Annotated in this window: 15 protein-coding genes and 1 pseudogene; 9 read left to right on the top strand and 7 right to left on the bottom strand. The window is 66.9% G+C overall.

Annotation, left to right across the window (positions count from 1 at the left end; genetic code table 11):
- Positions 1-202: 202 nt before the first annotated feature.
- A pseudogene (locus tag ACCQ05_RS20670) lies at positions 203-947 on the bottom strand (IS110 family transposase).
- Between the two features lie 347 nt (positions 948-1294).
- Here ACCQ05_RS20670 and ACCQ05_RS20665 point away from each other — a divergent pair.
- Both ACCQ05_RS20665 and ACCQ05_RS20660 read left to right on the top strand, forming a co-directional pair.
- Complete coding sequence (locus tag ACCQ05_RS20665; RefSeq protein WP_372392324.1) at positions 1295-1894, top strand: superoxide dismutase family protein; 600 nt, start codon at positions 1295-1297, stop codon at positions 1892-1894.
- A 46-nt stretch (positions 1895-1940) separates the two neighbouring features.
- On the top strand, positions 1941-2588 hold the full coding sequence (locus ACCQ05_RS20660) for a superoxide dismutase family protein (protein ID WP_372392323.1): 648 nt from the start codon (positions 1941-1943) through the stop codon (positions 2586-2588).
- Positions 2589-2721: 133 nt separating this feature from the next.
- Here ACCQ05_RS20660 and xopAG read toward each other — a convergent pair whose 3' ends face one another.
- The 3 genes from xopAG to ACCQ05_RS20645 all read right to left on the bottom strand — a co-directional run bounded on the left by xopAG (position 2722) and on the right by ACCQ05_RS20645 (position 6432).
- Positions 2722-4239, bottom strand: coding sequence for a XopAG/AvrGf1 family type III secretion system effector (gene xopAG / locus ACCQ05_RS20655; RefSeq protein WP_372392321.1), 1518 nt, complete (start codon positions 4237-4239; stop codon positions 2722-2724).
- A 173-nt stretch (positions 4240-4412) separates the two neighbouring features.
- Positions 4413-4661, bottom strand: coding sequence for a hypothetical protein (locus tag ACCQ05_RS20650; RefSeq protein ID WP_228964768.1), 249 nt, complete (start codon positions 4659-4661; stop codon positions 4413-4415).
- Between the two features lie 886 nt (positions 4662-5547).
- A complete protein-coding gene (locus ACCQ05_RS20645) occupies positions 5548-6432 on the bottom strand; it encodes a hypothetical protein (protein ID WP_228964769.1) in 885 nt (294 codons plus the stop codon).
- A gap of 88 nt (positions 6433-6520) precedes the next feature.
- Here ACCQ05_RS20645 and ACCQ05_RS20640 point away from each other — a divergent pair, with 88 nt between their 5' ends.
- Together ACCQ05_RS20640 and ACCQ05_RS20635 are read left to right on the top strand one after the other, a co-directional pair.
- Positions 6521-7816, top strand: a complete 1296-nt coding sequence (locus tag ACCQ05_RS20640) for an acetyl-CoA C-acetyltransferase (protein ID WP_372392319.1) — start codon at positions 6521-6523, stop codon at positions 7814-7816.
- 113 nt (positions 7817-7929) lie between these two features.
- Complete coding sequence (locus tag ACCQ05_RS20635) at positions 7930-8475, top strand: hypothetical protein (RefSeq protein ID WP_372392318.1); 546 nt, start codon at positions 7930-7932, stop codon at positions 8473-8475.
- 203 nt (positions 8476-8678) lie between these two features.
- Here the strand turns inward: ACCQ05_RS20635 and ACCQ05_RS20630 are convergent, their stop codons facing one another.
- The 3 genes from ACCQ05_RS20630 to ACCQ05_RS20620 form a co-directional block, all read right to left on the bottom strand.
- Positions 8679-9944 carry a heme biosynthesis protein HemY gene (locus tag ACCQ05_RS20630; RefSeq protein ID WP_372392317.1) on the bottom strand — a complete coding sequence of 422 codons (1266 nt, stop codon included), beginning with the start codon at positions 9942-9944 and terminating at the stop codon, positions 8679-8681.
- Positions 9941-10918, bottom strand: a complete 978-nt coding sequence (locus ACCQ05_RS20625; protein WP_228962991.1) for a uroporphyrinogen-III C-methyltransferase — start codon at positions 10916-10918, stop codon at positions 9941-9943. The genes ACCQ05_RS20630 and ACCQ05_RS20625 overlap by 4 nt, the downstream gene beginning before the upstream one ends.
- A gap of 103 nt (positions 10919-11021) precedes the next feature.
- On the bottom strand, positions 11022-11792 hold the full coding sequence (locus ACCQ05_RS20620) for a uroporphyrinogen-III synthase (RefSeq protein WP_228962992.1): 771 nt from the start codon (positions 11790-11792) through the stop codon (positions 11022-11024).
- Positions 11793-12003: 211 nt separating this feature from the next.
- Here ACCQ05_RS20620 and ACCQ05_RS20615 point away from each other — a divergent pair, with 211 nt between their 5' ends.
- From ACCQ05_RS20615 to secB, 5 genes are all read left to right on the top strand, one after another.
- Entirely contained in the window at positions 12004-12813 is an 810-nt protein-coding gene (locus ACCQ05_RS20615) for a glycosyltransferase family 25 protein (protein WP_372392316.1), read from the top strand.
- A gap of 276 nt (positions 12814-13089) precedes the next feature.
- On the top strand, positions 13090-13560 hold the full coding sequence (locus tag ACCQ05_RS20610) for a YiiD C-terminal domain-containing protein (RefSeq protein ID WP_372394201.1): 471 nt from the start codon (positions 13090-13092) through the stop codon (positions 13558-13560).
- Positions 13561-13588: 28 nt separating this feature from the next.
- Positions 13589-14011, top strand: coding sequence for a hypothetical protein (locus ACCQ05_RS20605; RefSeq protein WP_228962994.1), 423 nt, complete (start codon positions 13589-13591; stop codon positions 14009-14011).
- Positions 14012-14077: 66 nt separating this feature from the next.
- Positions 14078-14512 carry a rhodanese-like domain-containing protein gene (locus ACCQ05_RS20600; protein WP_104541176.1) on the top strand — a complete coding sequence of 145 codons (435 nt, stop codon included), beginning with the start codon at positions 14078-14080 and terminating at the stop codon, positions 14510-14512.
- Between the two features lie 109 nt (positions 14513-14621).
- Entirely contained in the window at positions 14622-15140 is a 519-nt protein-coding gene (gene secB / locus ACCQ05_RS20595) for a protein-export chaperone SecB (RefSeq protein ID WP_104541175.1), read from the top strand.
- Positions 15141-15155 lie beyond the last annotated feature (15 nt).

Here is a 15155-nt window from a genome sequence, read left to right as displayed (position 1 = left end):
GGTAAGCGTGCATGGGCTGGCCGTGTGCTCGCACGCGTCACTGTCTCGATTATCTGGCGGCGCACGACGCCCCCCATCCGCCCTTCGGGCACCTTCCCCCGCACGCGGGGGAAGGCAAGACAGGCAAGGCGGGCAAGGCAAGGCAGGCATAAAACTTCGCAGTCGAGCCCCTCTCCCGCCTGCGGGAGAGCAACTGTCTTGATCAACCGGCGGCGTCAGCCGCCAGTTGATCTCGCATCTTGGCGTTGAGGATGACCAGCAGCTTGCGCATTGCCGCGACCAGGGCCACTTTGCCGGCCTTCCCGCGCTCACGCAGCCGTTGGTAAAAGTCGCGCAGTGCCGGGTTGAAGCGCACCGCCACCAGCGTCGCCATGTACAGCACCTGGCGCACGCAGGCCCGTCCACCCCAGATGTGGCGGACCCCGCGCATCAGGCCGCTATCGCGTGCCAGCGGCGCCACCCTGACCAGCTTGCCGATCGCCTTGCCGGTCAAGCGGCCCAACTCCGGCAACTGCGCCGCCAGGCTCGCCAGCAGGACCGGGCCGACCCCCTTGACCTGACGCAGCACCTCCAGCTCCGCACGTGCAGCCACCTGCTGGGCAATGCGCGCGTCCAATTCACTCAACTGCTGCTGCCATCTGCGCCAGCACCCGTGCATCCAGCTGATCGGTCTTGGACAGTTGCCCGGTTGCCCGGGCAAAGTCGCGCCCTTGCCGAGGATTGATGCGCACCACCGGCAGGCCGGCCGCATGCAATGCGTCCAGCGCCATCTGCTCATAGTTGCCGGTTGCCTCCAGCACCACCTGATGCAGCTCCATGGATCCCAGCCAGGCGCACACCTGGCGCAGGCCCGCAGCGTTGTTGGCAAAGCGCCGCCCCTGACGCAGCTGGTGAATATGGACATCCAGCCACTGCTTGCAGACATCGATTCCTGCACTGTCGTTCATGGATAACTCCGCTATGCTCCAAGGGTCGAGAGCTCTCCTGTGCAGCCCAGCCTTATCGTTACGAGCGCCTACTCGAGCAACTGTTCGGGCGTTTGCCAGGAGATTCCGGCGTGGCGACCTCGCTCTCCCGCGGTCACTCAGACCTGTGGGCTATCGGTCGACCACGCCGGCTCTCGACGCCTAATCTGGCAGATCGCCAAGAGATAAGGGGTTGGGGTGAGGGGCGCTTTTGCACATATGCCGGCTCGCGACACCAGCCTCGTAAACTCCTGGGCTGCCCAAGCGCATTTCATGACACGTGAACATGCGCCCGCATAGGTTTCCAGCCTGATCAGGAGAACAGCTCGATGCGTTACCGGTCGTCCACGATCGTTGCTCTTACCGCTCTGGCGCTCGCTGCCTGCAGCAGCACGCCCCCACCACCTCCGCCGCCGCCCCCGGCAGCGCGCGTGGTGCCCGCGCGCTCGGTGCAGCAGGCCGAGGCCGCGCTCGCGTCGGCCTCGGGTAGCCTGGTCAGCGGCCGTGTGGTGCTGGTGCCTGCCTTGCAGGGCATCCGCATCACCGGCACCGTCGGTGGGCTGCGTGCCGGTGCAGTGGCCGGCTTCCACGCGCATGAGCGCGGCGATTGCAGTGCTGCCGATGCCAGCAGCGCCGGTGCGCATTTCAATCCCGCCAATGCCCCGCATGGACGGGCCGGCAACGGCGCGCACCATCTGGGCGACATGGACAACCTGCGCGCCGATGCCGAGGGCGTCGCGCATCTGGACATGATTGTCTCCGGCATCAGCCTGGGTGACGGTGCGCCCGGCGACGTGGTCGGCAAGGCACTGGTCGTGCATGCCGATCCGGACGACTACCGCAGCCAGCCCAGCGGCAACGCCGGCGCACGGCTGGCCTGCGGCGTCATTCGCGTCACCAAGTGGCGCTCATCCCCTTCGCAGCCCTGAGTCGGGGCATCCATGGCCGCATTCGCGGTCCCTACAGGAGCTTTCCATGCGCATTCTTCCCACCACGTTGTTTCTGGCCACTGCCTTGGCATTGACCGCATGCAAGCGCGAGGAGCCCGCACCGGCCGATCCCGCTCCCGCGCCGCAGGCAGGCACGCCGGCCGAAGCGGCGCACGGTGGCGAGCATGCCGCGGCCATGGTCACCGAAGCGGCGGCCACTACTACCGCCACCGCCGAGCTCAAGCCGACCAAGGACAGCCAGGTCACCGGCACGGTCACCTTCAAGACCGTCGACGGCGCACTGCGTGTCACCGGCCAGCTGAGCGGCCTCAAGCCCGACAGCGAACACGGCTTCCACATCCATGAAAAAGGCGATTGCAGCGCGCCGGACGGCAGCAGCGCCGGTGGCCACTTCAATCCGGGCCAGTCCGACCATGGCAGCGTCACGGCCGATCCGCACCACGGCGGCGACATGCCCAACATCAAGGCCGACGCACAGGGCAATGCCAGCATCGACGGACCGGTGTCGAGCAACGTCAACCTGGGCAAGGCCGATCAGTTTGACATTGCAGGCCACGCGGTGATCGTGCATGCCGATGCCGACGACTACAAAACCCAGCCCACCGGCAACGCCGGCGGCCGCCTGGCCTGTGGCGTGATCACCACCGACAACGCGCAGGCTGCCACCAAGTAAGCGCGCACGCATTGCGCGGCGGTTCACGCCGCGGCGCAATGCGTCAGTGGCACACCATCGCGACTCTGGAATGCTCACCCGGCGTTGTGTTGCATCCAGTGCGGATGCGTGGGCAGAGCTTGGTCAAATAGCTCTAGTCGCTGCTAATCATCGATTTTCCTGCGTAGAAAGCCTGCGCAGCATCCTTGCAAATCTGCTCATAAAATGTATCGGCGTCCTCGGTGGAGTAGCCAGCGCCCACGAAGCATCCGCGTGCGATTTCATGCAACGAATGCCGGATGCTGCTGGCGTCGTCGTATACGGCATTCAGGCAGGCAACCACCACCGCGACATCCTGTTTCGAAAGGCGTGGCTCGCCGCTCATCAAGCGTGCATGGTTGATGCACGCAACGGCGTTTGCACTGGTGAACGAGTCGCCCAAGCCGGAGCAGTCTTCAAAGCCGGTGCCTTCGGCGTTGAGTTTGAAGTGCGCGATCGGCAGGCCTTCCATGTTCTTCTGCTTTGCCATCTCCATGAAGTCCGCAAGCGCTTCGGGCTGATCCTGCAGGCGCCTGGACTGAATCTTCGTGTCCAGTTTTTGAAGAAACGGCCCGGCGATGCTGGTGTTTCTCTTCAGGATACTGGTGGAGGGATCTTCGAACATCAGGGTCGCATCGATCCTGTCGGTCTGCTCCTGAGACAGCAGCCCGTTTGCGATCAGGGTCTTCATGATCACTTTTTCGGGGTGGCCCCAATGCTCGTCGGCCGCATAGACTTGCCGAAAATTCAGGATTGCCTGGCCGGCGGCATGCTGCGCCTGCGCGCCGAGCGTGTCATTACCATCCAATGCGCGTTGAAGCGACTCCATGCATTGCTTGAGAGACAGCGCTTTATCGCTATTGGAAGCCTGCTTGAAGTGCTGCATGCCGCGGTTGATGAAGGGGTGGGTGATGGAGCGCGAGATATATCCACTCGCTCCGGTTTCGGCATTGGCTACGCCGGTCAGCGAATACTTGTTCTTCTTGTCGTAAATCTGGCTCTTGCTCAGGTCCGGGTCGGCCGGCACCTGCGCAGGCGCATATTTGGCGATGCACTCCTGCTTGATCCGCTCGCCCTTGAGACAGCTGAGGTTGGTCAGCAGCGATTCCCGTGCATTCTTGGTGTCGAACAGATGGCTGACATGGACCTTGGTTGCCGCGCGGTAGTCGCTCATGGTGGCGAACTGGTTGGAACCGCATGTCTTGATCGGTACGAAAGGACGGCCATGAGATACGCGTTCTTCCTCGGTGGCGCTGTGGTACCGAGCGTAATATTTCTCCGCTTTTGCACATGCCTTTTCCAGGCGCTCATTGCTGGTAAATCCGGCTTTGCCATCGACCAGTGCGGTCGTGGACAAGAAAAAGTTGTCTACAACATAACCGGCGCCCGCGATTCCCAGCGCATATTTGGCGGCCCGAGAGGCCCAGCTTCTAACGCGTCCGCCGTTTTCCTGGTGTGGGCCTTCTTGCGCTGCTTGCCGGGCTTTTCGGGCGGGTAGGGCCCCCAGCAAACCGGTCGCCTCGTTGGGGCCCGGCGATGTGAGTGACGCTGCAGGCGGGTGCTGCGTTGGCGAGGAGGTGGGGACAAGATGCCGTTGAAGGGTGGTCAATGTTTGTGTGGTCTTGGTGCGCATGATGTGTCCTCTCGATGCAGAATAGAGACCAGCTGTACTGGTTGAGAGTCGAGACTCGGCGAAGCATCGCGACGAAAGGGCCGTTGGTCGAGTAGCTGAGTGTCGCGATGTGCGGTTGCGTGTTCCCGGTAACGTTGATTCGCGCTGGGTCATCAGCAGAGAACGGCCGCCAATCAGCGTGCAGTTACGTCATGGTTTGGGTTGTCGCGCGCGTCGTTGCGGAGTGCTGAAGCCGCTTCGATATGTCGGCCGGCAATGTCGATGATGCGCGCAGTGGTGATCACAGCATCGGAAATCTGAGCGTGGCGCCATGCGGGCTGCTTCCGTCGAATCGCGTAACGACTGTGCCTGATGCTTAGGCGCGCATCCATTTCCACTGCGAAGACGTGATGTCGTAAACGAGCAGGTGCGCTGAGGGGCATCTGTCGCATCCGGTCGAGCGATCTACCGCGGCCCGGCAGAGCCATGCACGCGTGATATCGACCAAGACATGCAGGTAGGGAGATTGAAGATCAGGATGGGTATCGCCCCATCTGGAATCGTTCGACGGCTAAGAGCAGCCAACAACTACTTTGCGGTCGCCAGAAGGGCGTGCCGGTGCTCGGAACCGGCATGTGCCACGCGTCTACTTCGATTCCTGCGCGCCGTCCGCCCCAGCACTGACGACTGCTTGCTGGTGGGTCATGAGCCATGCTGGAGATGGCAAGCGTCGAAGTGCGCTGCGCAGGTCATCGCAATGCGCGCGGGCGCTCCAGGTGCAAAGAGTTGCAGAGCGTGGTTTGCAACGCCTGTCTGCAACTCCACCTGCTACGCGTGGCGATCCCCGCGCAGCCGTGTCGGCGGGCGATCCTACCCATGCTTCCATGACGTCATCAACAGATGCAGCCAGCGTTGCAACGCGCAATGTCAGCGTCATCATTCGCGCGAACGCTTAGCTGTTTGGTCCGCGCCTGGCGTCGCCGATGCGACCAGGTGCCGATTGGGTATCGGAAATACACGCCATCGCCGCCACCGGGTTACCGTATGCGGGCTCCGATAGGTACGTTGCGGGCCTGCGAATGCGCTTCCTGTGCAGGCGAAGCATCGGTGGACGCCGCCCGGCCCGTCCCGCGTCCGTCCTGGCTGATCCTGTGGCGGAATCGTGCCGCCGCGCGAAGTGACGATGGCAGCGTTGCCGGCCTGCACGAGAGCTGCAATACCTTGCCAGACCCAGCCGCGAAGGCGGCCATGCGTGCTTCGCTGCATCGGCCACGTAAATCCCGCCTCTAGAATCACGCAATGCGGGAGCGATAGAGCGGGTCGTCGGGCTTACGCAGCCAGCGCCTGCCGCGGATCCTGGTCCGGCTCCACATGCACGTAGAGCACCGGTAGCCCGTGTGCCTCCAGCACCGCGGCCATCTGCCGCTGACGCGAGAGGAATTGTTCGTAGACCCCGCGCAGGCGCTCGCAGTGTTCGCGGTCGTGCGCGTAGTAGTCGCACCAGCCGGCCGGATCGAACAGGGCGATGCGTACTTCGCCATCGACATAGCGCAGTACCGGCTCCGGCGCCTGCTCCAGCCATTCTTCGCTGGTGGGCGCGAGCAGGGCGGCCTCGATCAACGGCCAGAGCGGTGCCAGGCCCTGGTTGTCGTACTGCATCGAGATCATCGCCGCCAGATCGTGGGCGGTGAGGTAGCGCGCATGCTCGATGCGCGCGCCGAAGCTCTCCTGCGCCAGCAGCGCGGTGTCGGCCTGGGCCATGCCCTGGGCCAGCAGCACCTCTTCCATCGCCTCGGCCACGGTGGCCACGATCTGCGCATCGCCGGTGAGCAGGAACGGCAACACGCGCAGCCCGCCGCCGGTGAGCTGCGCGTCGGCCTGGAACGGCAGCGGAACCTCGCCCTGCGCATCGGCGCCGAAGGCCAGCACCCGCGGGCCCTGCTCGCGACCCGGGGCGCGGGCATGCAGTTCTTCCAGCCGGCGGTGCAGCGGCCAGCCCGGGCGCAGCACTTCAGCCGGGTCGAAGTGCGCCATGGCCACGCTGAGCTCGAGCTCGCGCACTTCGGGGATCCATTGCGCCAGGTCGCGGCCGATCCGCTCGGCCAGCATGCCGGCCTGCTCGGGCGCCAGGGCGCCGCGCTCGGGGGCGGTGCCGCCGGTCAGTTCCAGCGCCAGCACACCCATGGCGGTCACGCCGTGTTCGGTCTTGCTCATGATTCGCGGTTGGCCCATCACGGGGTCGAAGCTACACTGCCGCCATTATGCCTGCCGGCCCTGTGCAGGCCATGTCCCCGAGTCCTTCATGCCAGGTCAACCGATGCCCGCAGCCCGTCCCGTCGCCATCCTCGGCGGCGTCCGTATCCCGTTCTGTCGTCAGAACACCGCATACGCGGACGTGGGCAACCTGGGCATGTCGGTGCGCACGCTGGGCGCGCTGGTCGAGCGCTTCGGGCTGCACGGCCAGCAGCTGGGCGAAGTGGCGATGGGCGCGGTGATCAAGCACTCCTCCGACTGGAACCTGGCCCGCGAGGCCGCGCTGTCGTCGGGCCTGTCGCCGCTGACCCCCGGCATCACCCTGCAGCGCGCCTGCGGTACCAGCCTGGATTCGGTGATCACCATCGCCAACAAGATCGCGCTGGGGCAGATCGATTCGGGCATCGGCGGCGGTTCGGACACCACCTCCGAAGTGCCGATCGTCTATGGCAAGAAATTGCGCGCGCGCCTGATGGCCGCCAACCGCGCCAAGGCCACCGGCGACAAGCTCAAGGCGCTGCTGCGCGGCTTCAAGCTGAGCGAGCTCAAGCCCGAGTTTCCCGGCGTGGCCGAGCCGCGCACCGGCAAGAGCATGGGCGACCATTGCGAGGACATGGCCAAGGAATGGAACATCTCCCGCGATTCGCAGGACGAGTGGGCGGTGGCCTCGCACCACAAGCTGGCGGCGGCGTACGAGCGCGGATTCTTCGATGGGCTGATCGCCCCGTTCCGTGGCGTGTCGCGCGACAACATCCTGCGCGCGGACACCTCGCTGGAGAAGCTCGCCACCTTGCGCCCGGCGTTCGACAAGACCTCCGGGCGCGGCACGCTAACCGCTGCCAACTCCACCCCGCTCACCGACGGTGCCGCCGCCGTGCTGCTGTCCAGCGAGGCCTGGGCGCTGGCGCACGGCCATACCCCGATGGCCTACCTGCGCGATGCGCAGGTGGCGGCGGTGGATTTCGTGCACGGCGAAGGCCTGCTGATGGCCCCGACCATCGCGGTGCCGCAGATGCTCGCGCGCCAGGGCCTGACCCTGCAGGATTTCGACATCTACGAAATCCACGAAGCCTTCGCCGCGCAGGTGCTGTGCACGCTGCGGGCATGGGAAAGCGAGGATTACTGCCGCAACCGGCTGGGCCTGGATGCGCCGCTGGGCCGGATCGATCCGGACAAGATCAATCCGCTGGGCTCCTCGCTGGCCACCGGCCACCCGTTCGCCGCCACCGGCGCCCGCGTGGTGGCCACCGCCGCCAAGCAGCTGGAAGAACGCGGCGGCGGCCGTGCGTTGATTTCGATCTGCACCGCCGGTGGCATGGGCGTGGTGGCGATCGTCGAGCGCTAGGCTGCTGCGCAGCGTGGGATTGGGCATTCGGGATTCGGGATTCGCAAACGCGAACCCGCTCTAGCGAATCCCCACTCCCGAATCCCGAATCCCCAACCTGCAAGGACGCATGGATGTCGAACGATACGCAGCACGAGCCACCCAGCCTGTACCTGACGCCAGTGCAGGGCGATGTGTGGCGCGAGGGCGATGAGCTGGTGTGCACGCCAGGGGCCAACCTGCCGCCACGCTGCGTCAAGTGCAATGCGCCGGCGGATATGCCGCCGCGCCGCTACATCTTTCATTGGCACCACCCGGTGATCTACGCCGCGCTGCTGCTGGGCGTGCTGCCGTATCTGATTCTGGCGATCGCGCTGCGCAAGCGCAGCGGGCATGTGCTGACCCTGTGCAGCCTGCACGAGCGCCGCCGGGTGCGCTATGTCGCTGTGGCGCTGGCCTCGGTGTCGGCGCTGCTGGTGTGCGGCCTGTCGCTGCATAGCGAGTTCCGCTGGGTGATCGGCAGTGCGGTGATGGCGGCAATGCTGCTGGTGGGAAGGCTGGGGTCGCGGGTGTTGTCGCCGCGATCGATCGGTCATCGGCAGGCGCGGTATCTGGGGGCCTGCGACGCCTTCCTGCAGGAACTGCCGCCGCCACCGCCCGCGGCCTGGCGCGGCAACTGATCGGATGTAGCGCCAGGGCCCTACGGCTGTTGACGGTTGCACATGGCGCGTCGTTTTCCAGGCACGCGCGCGCACTGGCTGCGCGAGTGCTTGTACAGGGCGCTATCGCAGCGGCCAACCCATCGCATGGGTCGGCGTATCGGTGATCGCCAGCCAGCGCCTCGCTCCCCGCTCCCGGCCGGGAGCGGCACACGCCAAGCCGGTCAAGGCAGGCGATCGTCCGATGCGAGCGGATCGGACGCAGGCGTGGTGCCGACCGCGATCAGCGGCCCGCGCGGCGACTGCTGCGGCATGCCCTCGATCACCGGCTCGCCGCGCGCCGCGCGCAACGCATTGGCGTAGCAATGCTGGGCCGACAGCAGATCGCCGGCAGCGGCAAACCCGTGTCCCAGCTCTTCCCAGGCGTCGCTGCCGGCACCATTGGCGAGCGCGCGATGCAGGAACTCTTCGGCCTGCGACCACTGCTGCTGGTGGCGGGCAAGACGTGCCAGCGTCAACAGCAAGCCCGGGCTGTCCGGATACTGGGTCAGCCAACGCTGCGCACTGGCACGGCGCGAATCATATTTCTCCAGCGGCAGCACCCCGTACAGGCGCACCAGCGATTCGTCCCACTGCGTCTCCAGCGCCTGTTCCAGGCTGTGCACGGCGGCGTCGTCCCAATGCAGCACGGCGGCGCGCTGCGCATAGGCGCCGACCACCGCCGGCTGGGTGCGCAGCGGCTTGGGCAACGCTTCCCAGCGTTCGGCCAGCGCGTTGGCATCGCCGGCCTGCAGCAGGGTCTGTTCGGCCAGCGTGGCCTCCAGCGCGCTGTAGGCCTCCGGCGCGAGCACCGCTTGCTGGCGCAGCGCGCCCAGCTGGCCGTAGGCCTCGTCGGCGCGCCCGATCTGGGTTAGCGCATGGGTGCGCAGCAGCAGGCCGCGCGCCGGCAATGGCTGGGCACCGGCGGCATCCAGCGCATTGATTGCCTCGATCGGGTGCTGTCGTGCCAGATGGCGCTCGCCCTGCAGCAGGGCATGCGCGGTGGGATCGCGCTCGGCCAACTGTTGGGCCAGCGCATTGGCTGCCGCCTCATCGCCGCGTGCATCGGCCACCCGTACCGCACCGGCCAACGCAATGCCGCTGACTTCCTCGTCTTCGCTGGCATTGACCAATAGCCGCTCGGCGCGCTGCCACTGGCCGTGATCGGCGGCGCGCAGGCCTTCGATCAGGCGCGCGCGGCCCTTCTTGCGACGATATTTGCCCCACACACGGAACGGCAGGCTGATCAAGGTCCACAGCAGCCATAGCACCAGCAACGCGATGATCAGGATCAATGCCGCCTGCGGCATCGCGGCGCGGTAGTCGTTACCGCCGACGCTGACCACCACATTGCCCAGGTCGTAGCTGGTCTGGTGCGACAGCCATTGCGCGCCGAGCACGCCCAGCGCCACGGCAACCAACAGGATCAACACGGTACGCAACACTTTCATTGGGTGGATCTCCCTTCACGCATGGCCTGCAGTTGCAGCAGGGTGGTGCCCAGTTCCGGCAATTGCGGACGCAGCGGCGCTTGTTGCAAGGCGCGCAGGCGCGAGCGCACCTGACTGCGTTGCGGTGAATCCGGCCACAGCCGGGTGGCCCAGGTGTCCACCCGGCGCAGCGCCTGGGCAAGGCCCTGCGCATCGCCACGCTCGGCGGCCGCGCGGGCCAGGCTGAGTTCGATCTGCAGCGCGTCGCCGGCCGCATGGCGCTCGCCTCCGGTCAGCAGCGCATCGCCGCGGCTGGGACGGATCTCCACCAGCGGCGCCAGCACTTTCTGCCACCACGGCCGCGCCGCGTCGCTGGCCTGCGCGGTCTGCTCGGGCAGGCGCTGCAGATCGGCAGCGATGCGGTCCAGGTTCTGCCCCACCTGCGCCTGCGGGCCGGCACCCAAGCGATCTAGCGCGTCGCGTTCCTGCACCAGCGCCTGGCGCAGATTGAGATAGCCCGGATCGTCGATGCCGTTGAGCGCGCCGTTAGCCAGCGCGTACGCGCGGCGTGCGCCATCGGCGTCGCCGGCAATGCTGAGCCGCTGCTGGCCCAGCCGCAGCAGCAGTTCCACTTCATCCAGCCGCAGTGCCTGGGCGCCGTGGCGGTTGGGATCGGCCAGTTTTTGTACGGTCTCTTCGAGCAGCGCGCTGCGCTGGCTCAGGCCCAGCATTTCGTCGCGCAACACGCGATTGGTGGCAGCCGCATCCTGCAGGCGCTCGTTGGCCAGGCGTTGGTCGCGCCGCAGCGTCTCCAGCAGCTGCTGCGTACCGTCCCAGCGCTGTTGCTGCGCCTGTGCCGCCTGCAACTGCGCGGCGTGATAGCCCTGCCATGCACGCCAGCCGAGAAACAGCGCCACGCCCACGGCCAGCACGGCGATCGCCAGCAGCAGCCAGGCCCAGGGAACGCGTCGCGCGGGAGCGGGCATTTCGGTCATTCGCACATCCTCGGATGGTCGCCACAGGCGCGGGCGCCGCAGTCATCGGCCACAGCATGGCGTGCGTCGGCGGACGCCTGCAAGCCGCGCTCGAGTTCGCAGTTCAGCAAGGTCGCGGCCGTGTCATGACTGCAGCGGCGGCTTCGGCCAACTGCGCTGGCAGGGGGCCGTCGGCACGCACCACATGATCGAATCCGGCTGCCAGCGCGGACGCGCACATGCGCTCGCTGGAGGCGACCACCGGACGTTGCCGCCATGTGTCCACCAGCGCGCCTGGCAGTTGCTGCAGGACCAGCGCCAGCGCCTCGCCACTGCTCAGCGCCAGCACGCTGCGCGGCAGTGCCGCCACCAGCGCCTGCACCGCCGCGCGGCGCAGAGGCAACGCAACACGCTGATACACCTCTGCGCGCAGGATGCGGGCGCCGCGCTGCTCCAGCGCCGGCGCGAGCATGCCGCGGCCCCCGGGTGCGGTGATCAGCCCCACCGTGTGCAGCGGCGGCTGCAACAGCGGCAGCGCGAGCAGGCCTTCGCTGTCCATGCGGGCCGGGCGCACCACCGCCTCGACGCCGCAGGCATGCAGCGCGCGTGCGGTGCCTTCGCCCACGCTGACCCAGTGCGCCTGCGGCGGCCGGCGCAAGGGTGCGAGCCGCTGCGCCGCCTGCACCGCGGCGGGGCTGGTGAACACCACGACAGGTGCCTGCAAGGCCTGCTGCAACGCGCTGCGCGCCGGCGCGGTGTCGTTGGTCTGCAGCCTCCATGGCGACAGCGCGAGCACGCGCCCGCCGTGGCGCGCGGCGGCTCGCCGCAGCGGCGCATGCTCGCCGCTGGGGCGCAGCGAAATCAGGGTCCAGCTGGCGGTGGACGTACGGGTCATGCCGCGATTATGCGAGAGCATCGCTGTCGTGCGCGCCTGGGCGCTGGGCATTCGGGTGACCACCAGCCGGGCCGGCACAGGCGCACGAGGTGTGCACAGCGGTCCAGCGCAGTGCGGAGCATGTGTGAGACCAGCATCTCATTTCATCCCCTCTTGCAAATCCGCCCGATCGCGCCACGATCCGCCACGACAACCGAGCTGGAGTGGCGCCGTGATCAAGTCCTACCTCATCAACATGCAGCGCAGCGGTGACCGGCTGCAGGCGATGTCGGCGCGGTTCCAGGCGCTGGGTTTGGCGTTCGAACGGCTGCCCGCGGTCGATGGCGCGACCTTGACGCCGGAGCAGATCGCCGCGTTCGTGCGTGAGCGCCCGCTGGAAGGATCCGGCGATGGCTACAGCAGCGGCCCGCGTCGCTGGACCGCCTCCAACATCGGCTGCTTCCTGAGCCACCAGGCGGCCTGGCGCATCGCCGCCGAGTCCGACGATGCCTATATCGCCATCTTCGAAGACGACATGCATCTGTCCGATGCATTGCCGGCGCTGTTGCGCAGCACCGACTGGCTCCCGCCCGGCACCAGCATCGTGCGGCTGGAACCGTCCTATAACCGGATCAAGCTCGATGCCAAGGTGACCGAGATTGCCGGCCGTCAATTGCGCCTGGTACGGCCATCGCGCCACCAGCATTGCTGGCCGGTGTGCGCCGGCGCGCTGATCCTCAGCCGCGAGGCGGCGCGGGTGCTGCTTGCCGCCGATGCGCGCTGGCACACCATGGCCGATATCTTTCTGTTCGGCTGGAACGAGTCGCCGGTGGCGCACCGGCTGGCCACCTACCAGCTCTCCCCGGCGGCCTGCATCCAGGACAAGTTCTTCCATGCAGCACCGGAGCAGATCGTGTTCACCAGCACCATCGACGCGCCGCTGACCCAGGCACAGAAGCAGCGTAGCGCGCAATGGAAGGCCAAGGCCACCGCACTGCTGCGGGTGGCGCAGGGCTACCGCAAGGTGGTCTTTGCCCCCTGAAAACGCCGACGCAGCGCCTGCGCGCTGCCAACGCCGGAGTCATCGCGCCTGCGCCGGCAGTGCGCAAGGCAGGCCACTCGCGCGCGCGGTCGGCGGTGCCTGAGCTGCGATTGGCCAGCGACCAGCGCGCCGGTGTGCTGCGGTATCGGCACCACCAGTGGCGATGCCGATACCGCATGCGTTCACCATGCGGTACCGCATGTCATGTCCATGCACAAGACGCTCGCCGGACATTGCGGCATGATGCCGCCCTTCGCCGTCTTCCAGCCTTCGTCGATGACTCCTTCGTACACGCTCGCATCCGCCCTGCAGTCGCTGCAGCAGCAATTCATCGCCATGCCGCCGGTGCTGTCGATGGGCATCGCCGTCGATGGACTGCACGACGGCGCCTTGCGCCTGCGTGCGCCGCTGCAGGCCAATGTCAACGACAAGGCCAATGCGTTCGGTGGCAGCCTGGCATCGCTGATGACGCTGGCCGGCTGGGGCTGGCTGACGCTGCAACTGCAATTGGCCGGGCACGACGCCGACGTCTATGTGGCCGATAGCCAGCTGCGTTACGTGGCGCCGGTGTACGAAGAACTGGTGGCCGACGCGGCGCCCTCCGAGCTGGGCGGCTGGGAGGCGTTTCTGGCCACCTTCCAACAGCGCGGCAAGGCGCGGATCGGCATGCGCGCGCAGATCGCGCTAGGTTCGGGAACGGCCGCAGCCACCTTGAGCGGGCGTTTCGTGGCGTTCCCGAAACGGTAGGATGCGGGCTGGATCGGGGGGAATGCGGATGCGTGCAGTCATTGGAGCGGTGCTCGTGCTGGGGTTGGCGCTGCTGAGCGGGGTGGCCTCGGCCGGCAGCCGGGCGCAGGCGCGTGCGCTGGAAACCACCCAGGCGGCCTATGCGGCCGCGGTGCGCTGGAGCGATTTCGACGCCGCGCAGGGGTTTGTCGAACCGGCCTATGCCCAGGCCCACCCGGTCAGCGACCTGGAACGCTCGCGCTACGAGCAGGTGCAGATTTCAGGCTACCGCGAGCTGCGCACCGGCGATGACGCCAACGGCGACCTGCGCCGCGAGGTGGAGTTGCGGGTGATCAACCGCAATACCCAGGCCGAACGGCTGGTGCGCAGCATCGAGATCTGGCGCTGGGATGCCGAGCGCAAACGCTGGTGGCTGGCCAGCGGCCTGCCCGACCTGTGGCAGGGCCAATAGCCAGGCCGGTGTGCGCTGGCCGTCGTGCGTGCGACAATTCCCGCCCGCTCGACTGACCCTGACCCCGTGAATTTCGAAGAGCTGCAGGCCTTTGTCGGCCGCAACCCCATGCTGTCGCTGGCCCTGGTGGGCCTGACCATCGCCCTGATCGTCACCGAGGTTGCGCGCCTGTTCCGCGGCTACCGCGCACTCAAGCCGGCCGAGTTGACCCGCCTGATCAACAGCGAAGACGCGCTTGTGATCGACCTGTCGCCCGCCGCCGATTTCGAAAAAGGCCATATCGCCGGCAGCCGCAACGTGACGCTGGCCAAGTTCGACCCGGCCAGCAAGCTGCTGGCCAACGCCAAGGCATCGCCGGTGGTGGTGGTCTGCCGTAGCGGCAACACCTCTGCCGGTGCGGCCAAGACGCTGAAGAAAGCCGGCTTCGAGAAGGTCTACTGGCTCGAAGGCGGCATCGCCGCCTGGCAAATGGCCGAGCTGCCTCTGATCAAGGGCCGCTGATCCGCCTTGTGCGGCACCTGGCAAGCCCCCATTGCTTGCATGAGATACTCGCGCTTTCACGTCTGCATCACTCAACGCTGCATCCACCGAACCGTTTCTGGAGTTAGGAATGTCCGACGAAATCCTCAACGGCGCCGCTGCGCCGGCCGACGCCGCTGCTGCTGGTCCCGCCTTCACCATCGAAAAGATTTACGTCAAGGACGTGTCCTTCGAATCGCCCAACGCCCCGGCGGTGTTCAACGACGCCAACCAGCCCGAGCTGCAGTTGAACCTCAACCAGAAGGTGCAGCGCCTCAACGACAACGCGTTCGAAGTGGTGCTGGCCGTGACCCTGACCTGCACCGCCGGTGGCAAGACCGCCTATGTGGCCGAAGTGCAGCAGGCCGGCGTGTTCGGCCTGGTCGGCCTGGAGCCGCAGGCGATCGACGTGCTGCTCGGTACCCAGTGCCCGAACATCCTGTTCCCGTATGTGCGCACCCTGGTCAGCGACCTGATCCAGGCCGGTGGCTTCCCGCCGTTCTACCTGCAGCCGATCAACTTCGAAGCGCTGTACGCCGAGACCCTGCGTCAGCGTTCGCAGGGCGAAGGCACCTCGCTGGCCGATTCCGAGCCGGCCGGCAACGCCTAAGCTGCGGTTGCGCCG

This window comes from Xanthomonas sp. NCPPB 3582 (assembly GCF_041475735.2).
Classification (GTDB): domain Bacteria; phylum Pseudomonadota; class Gammaproteobacteria; order Xanthomonadales; family Xanthomonadaceae; genus Xanthomonas; species Xanthomonas codiaei.
The sequence above is the reverse complement of the archived record's forward strand: the minus strand, read 5'-3'. Positions and strand labels throughout refer to the sequence as shown.

Excerpts from the sequence above, each read along its gene's own strand:
- ACCQ05_RS20665 (WP_372392324.1), top strand. The coding sequence starts at position 1,295 with ATGCGTTACCGGTCGTCCACGATCGTTGCTCTTACCGCTCTGGCGCTC.
- ACCQ05_RS20660 (WP_372392323.1), top strand. The coding sequence starts at position 1,941 with ATGCGCATTCTTCCCACCACGTTGTTTCTGGCCACTGCCTTGGCATTG.
- xopAG (WP_372392321.1), bottom strand. The coding sequence starts at position 4,239 with ATGCGCACCAAGACCACACAAACATTGACCACCCTTCAACGGCATCTT.
- ACCQ05_RS20650 (WP_228964768.1), bottom strand. The coding sequence starts at position 4,661 with ATGCCCCTCAGCGCACCTGCTCGTTTACGACATCACGTCTTCGCAGTG.
- ACCQ05_RS20645 (WP_228964769.1), bottom strand. The coding sequence starts at position 6,432 with ATGAGCAAGACCGAACACGGCGTGACCGCCATGGGTGTGCTGGCGCTG.
- ACCQ05_RS20640 (WP_372392319.1), top strand. The coding sequence starts at position 6,521 with ATGCCAGGTCAACCGATGCCCGCAGCCCGTCCCGTCGCCATCCTCGGC.
- ACCQ05_RS20635 (WP_372392318.1), top strand. The coding sequence starts at position 7,930 with ATGTCGAACGATACGCAGCACGAGCCACCCAGCCTGTACCTGACGCCA.
- ACCQ05_RS20630 (WP_372392317.1), bottom strand. The coding sequence starts at position 9,944 with ATGAAAGTGTTGCGTACCGTGTTGATCCTGTTGGTTGCCGTGGCGCTG.
- ACCQ05_RS20625 (WP_228962991.1), bottom strand. The coding sequence starts at position 10,918 with ATGACCGAAATGCCCGCTCCCGCGCGACGCGTTCCCTGGGCCTGGCTG.
- ACCQ05_RS20620 (WP_228962992.1), bottom strand. The coding sequence starts at position 11,792 with ATGACCCGTACGTCCACCGCCAGCTGGACCCTGATTTCGCTGCGCCCC.
- ACCQ05_RS20610 (WP_372394201.1), top strand. The coding sequence starts at position 13,090 with ATGACTCCTTCGTACACGCTCGCATCCGCCCTGCAGTCGCTGCAGCAG.
- ACCQ05_RS20605 (WP_228962994.1), top strand. The coding sequence starts at position 13,589 with ATGCGTGCAGTCATTGGAGCGGTGCTCGTGCTGGGGTTGGCGCTGCTG.
- secB (WP_104541175.1), top strand. The coding sequence starts at position 14,622 with ATGTCCGACGAAATCCTCAACGGCGCCGCTGCGCCGGCCGACGCCGCT.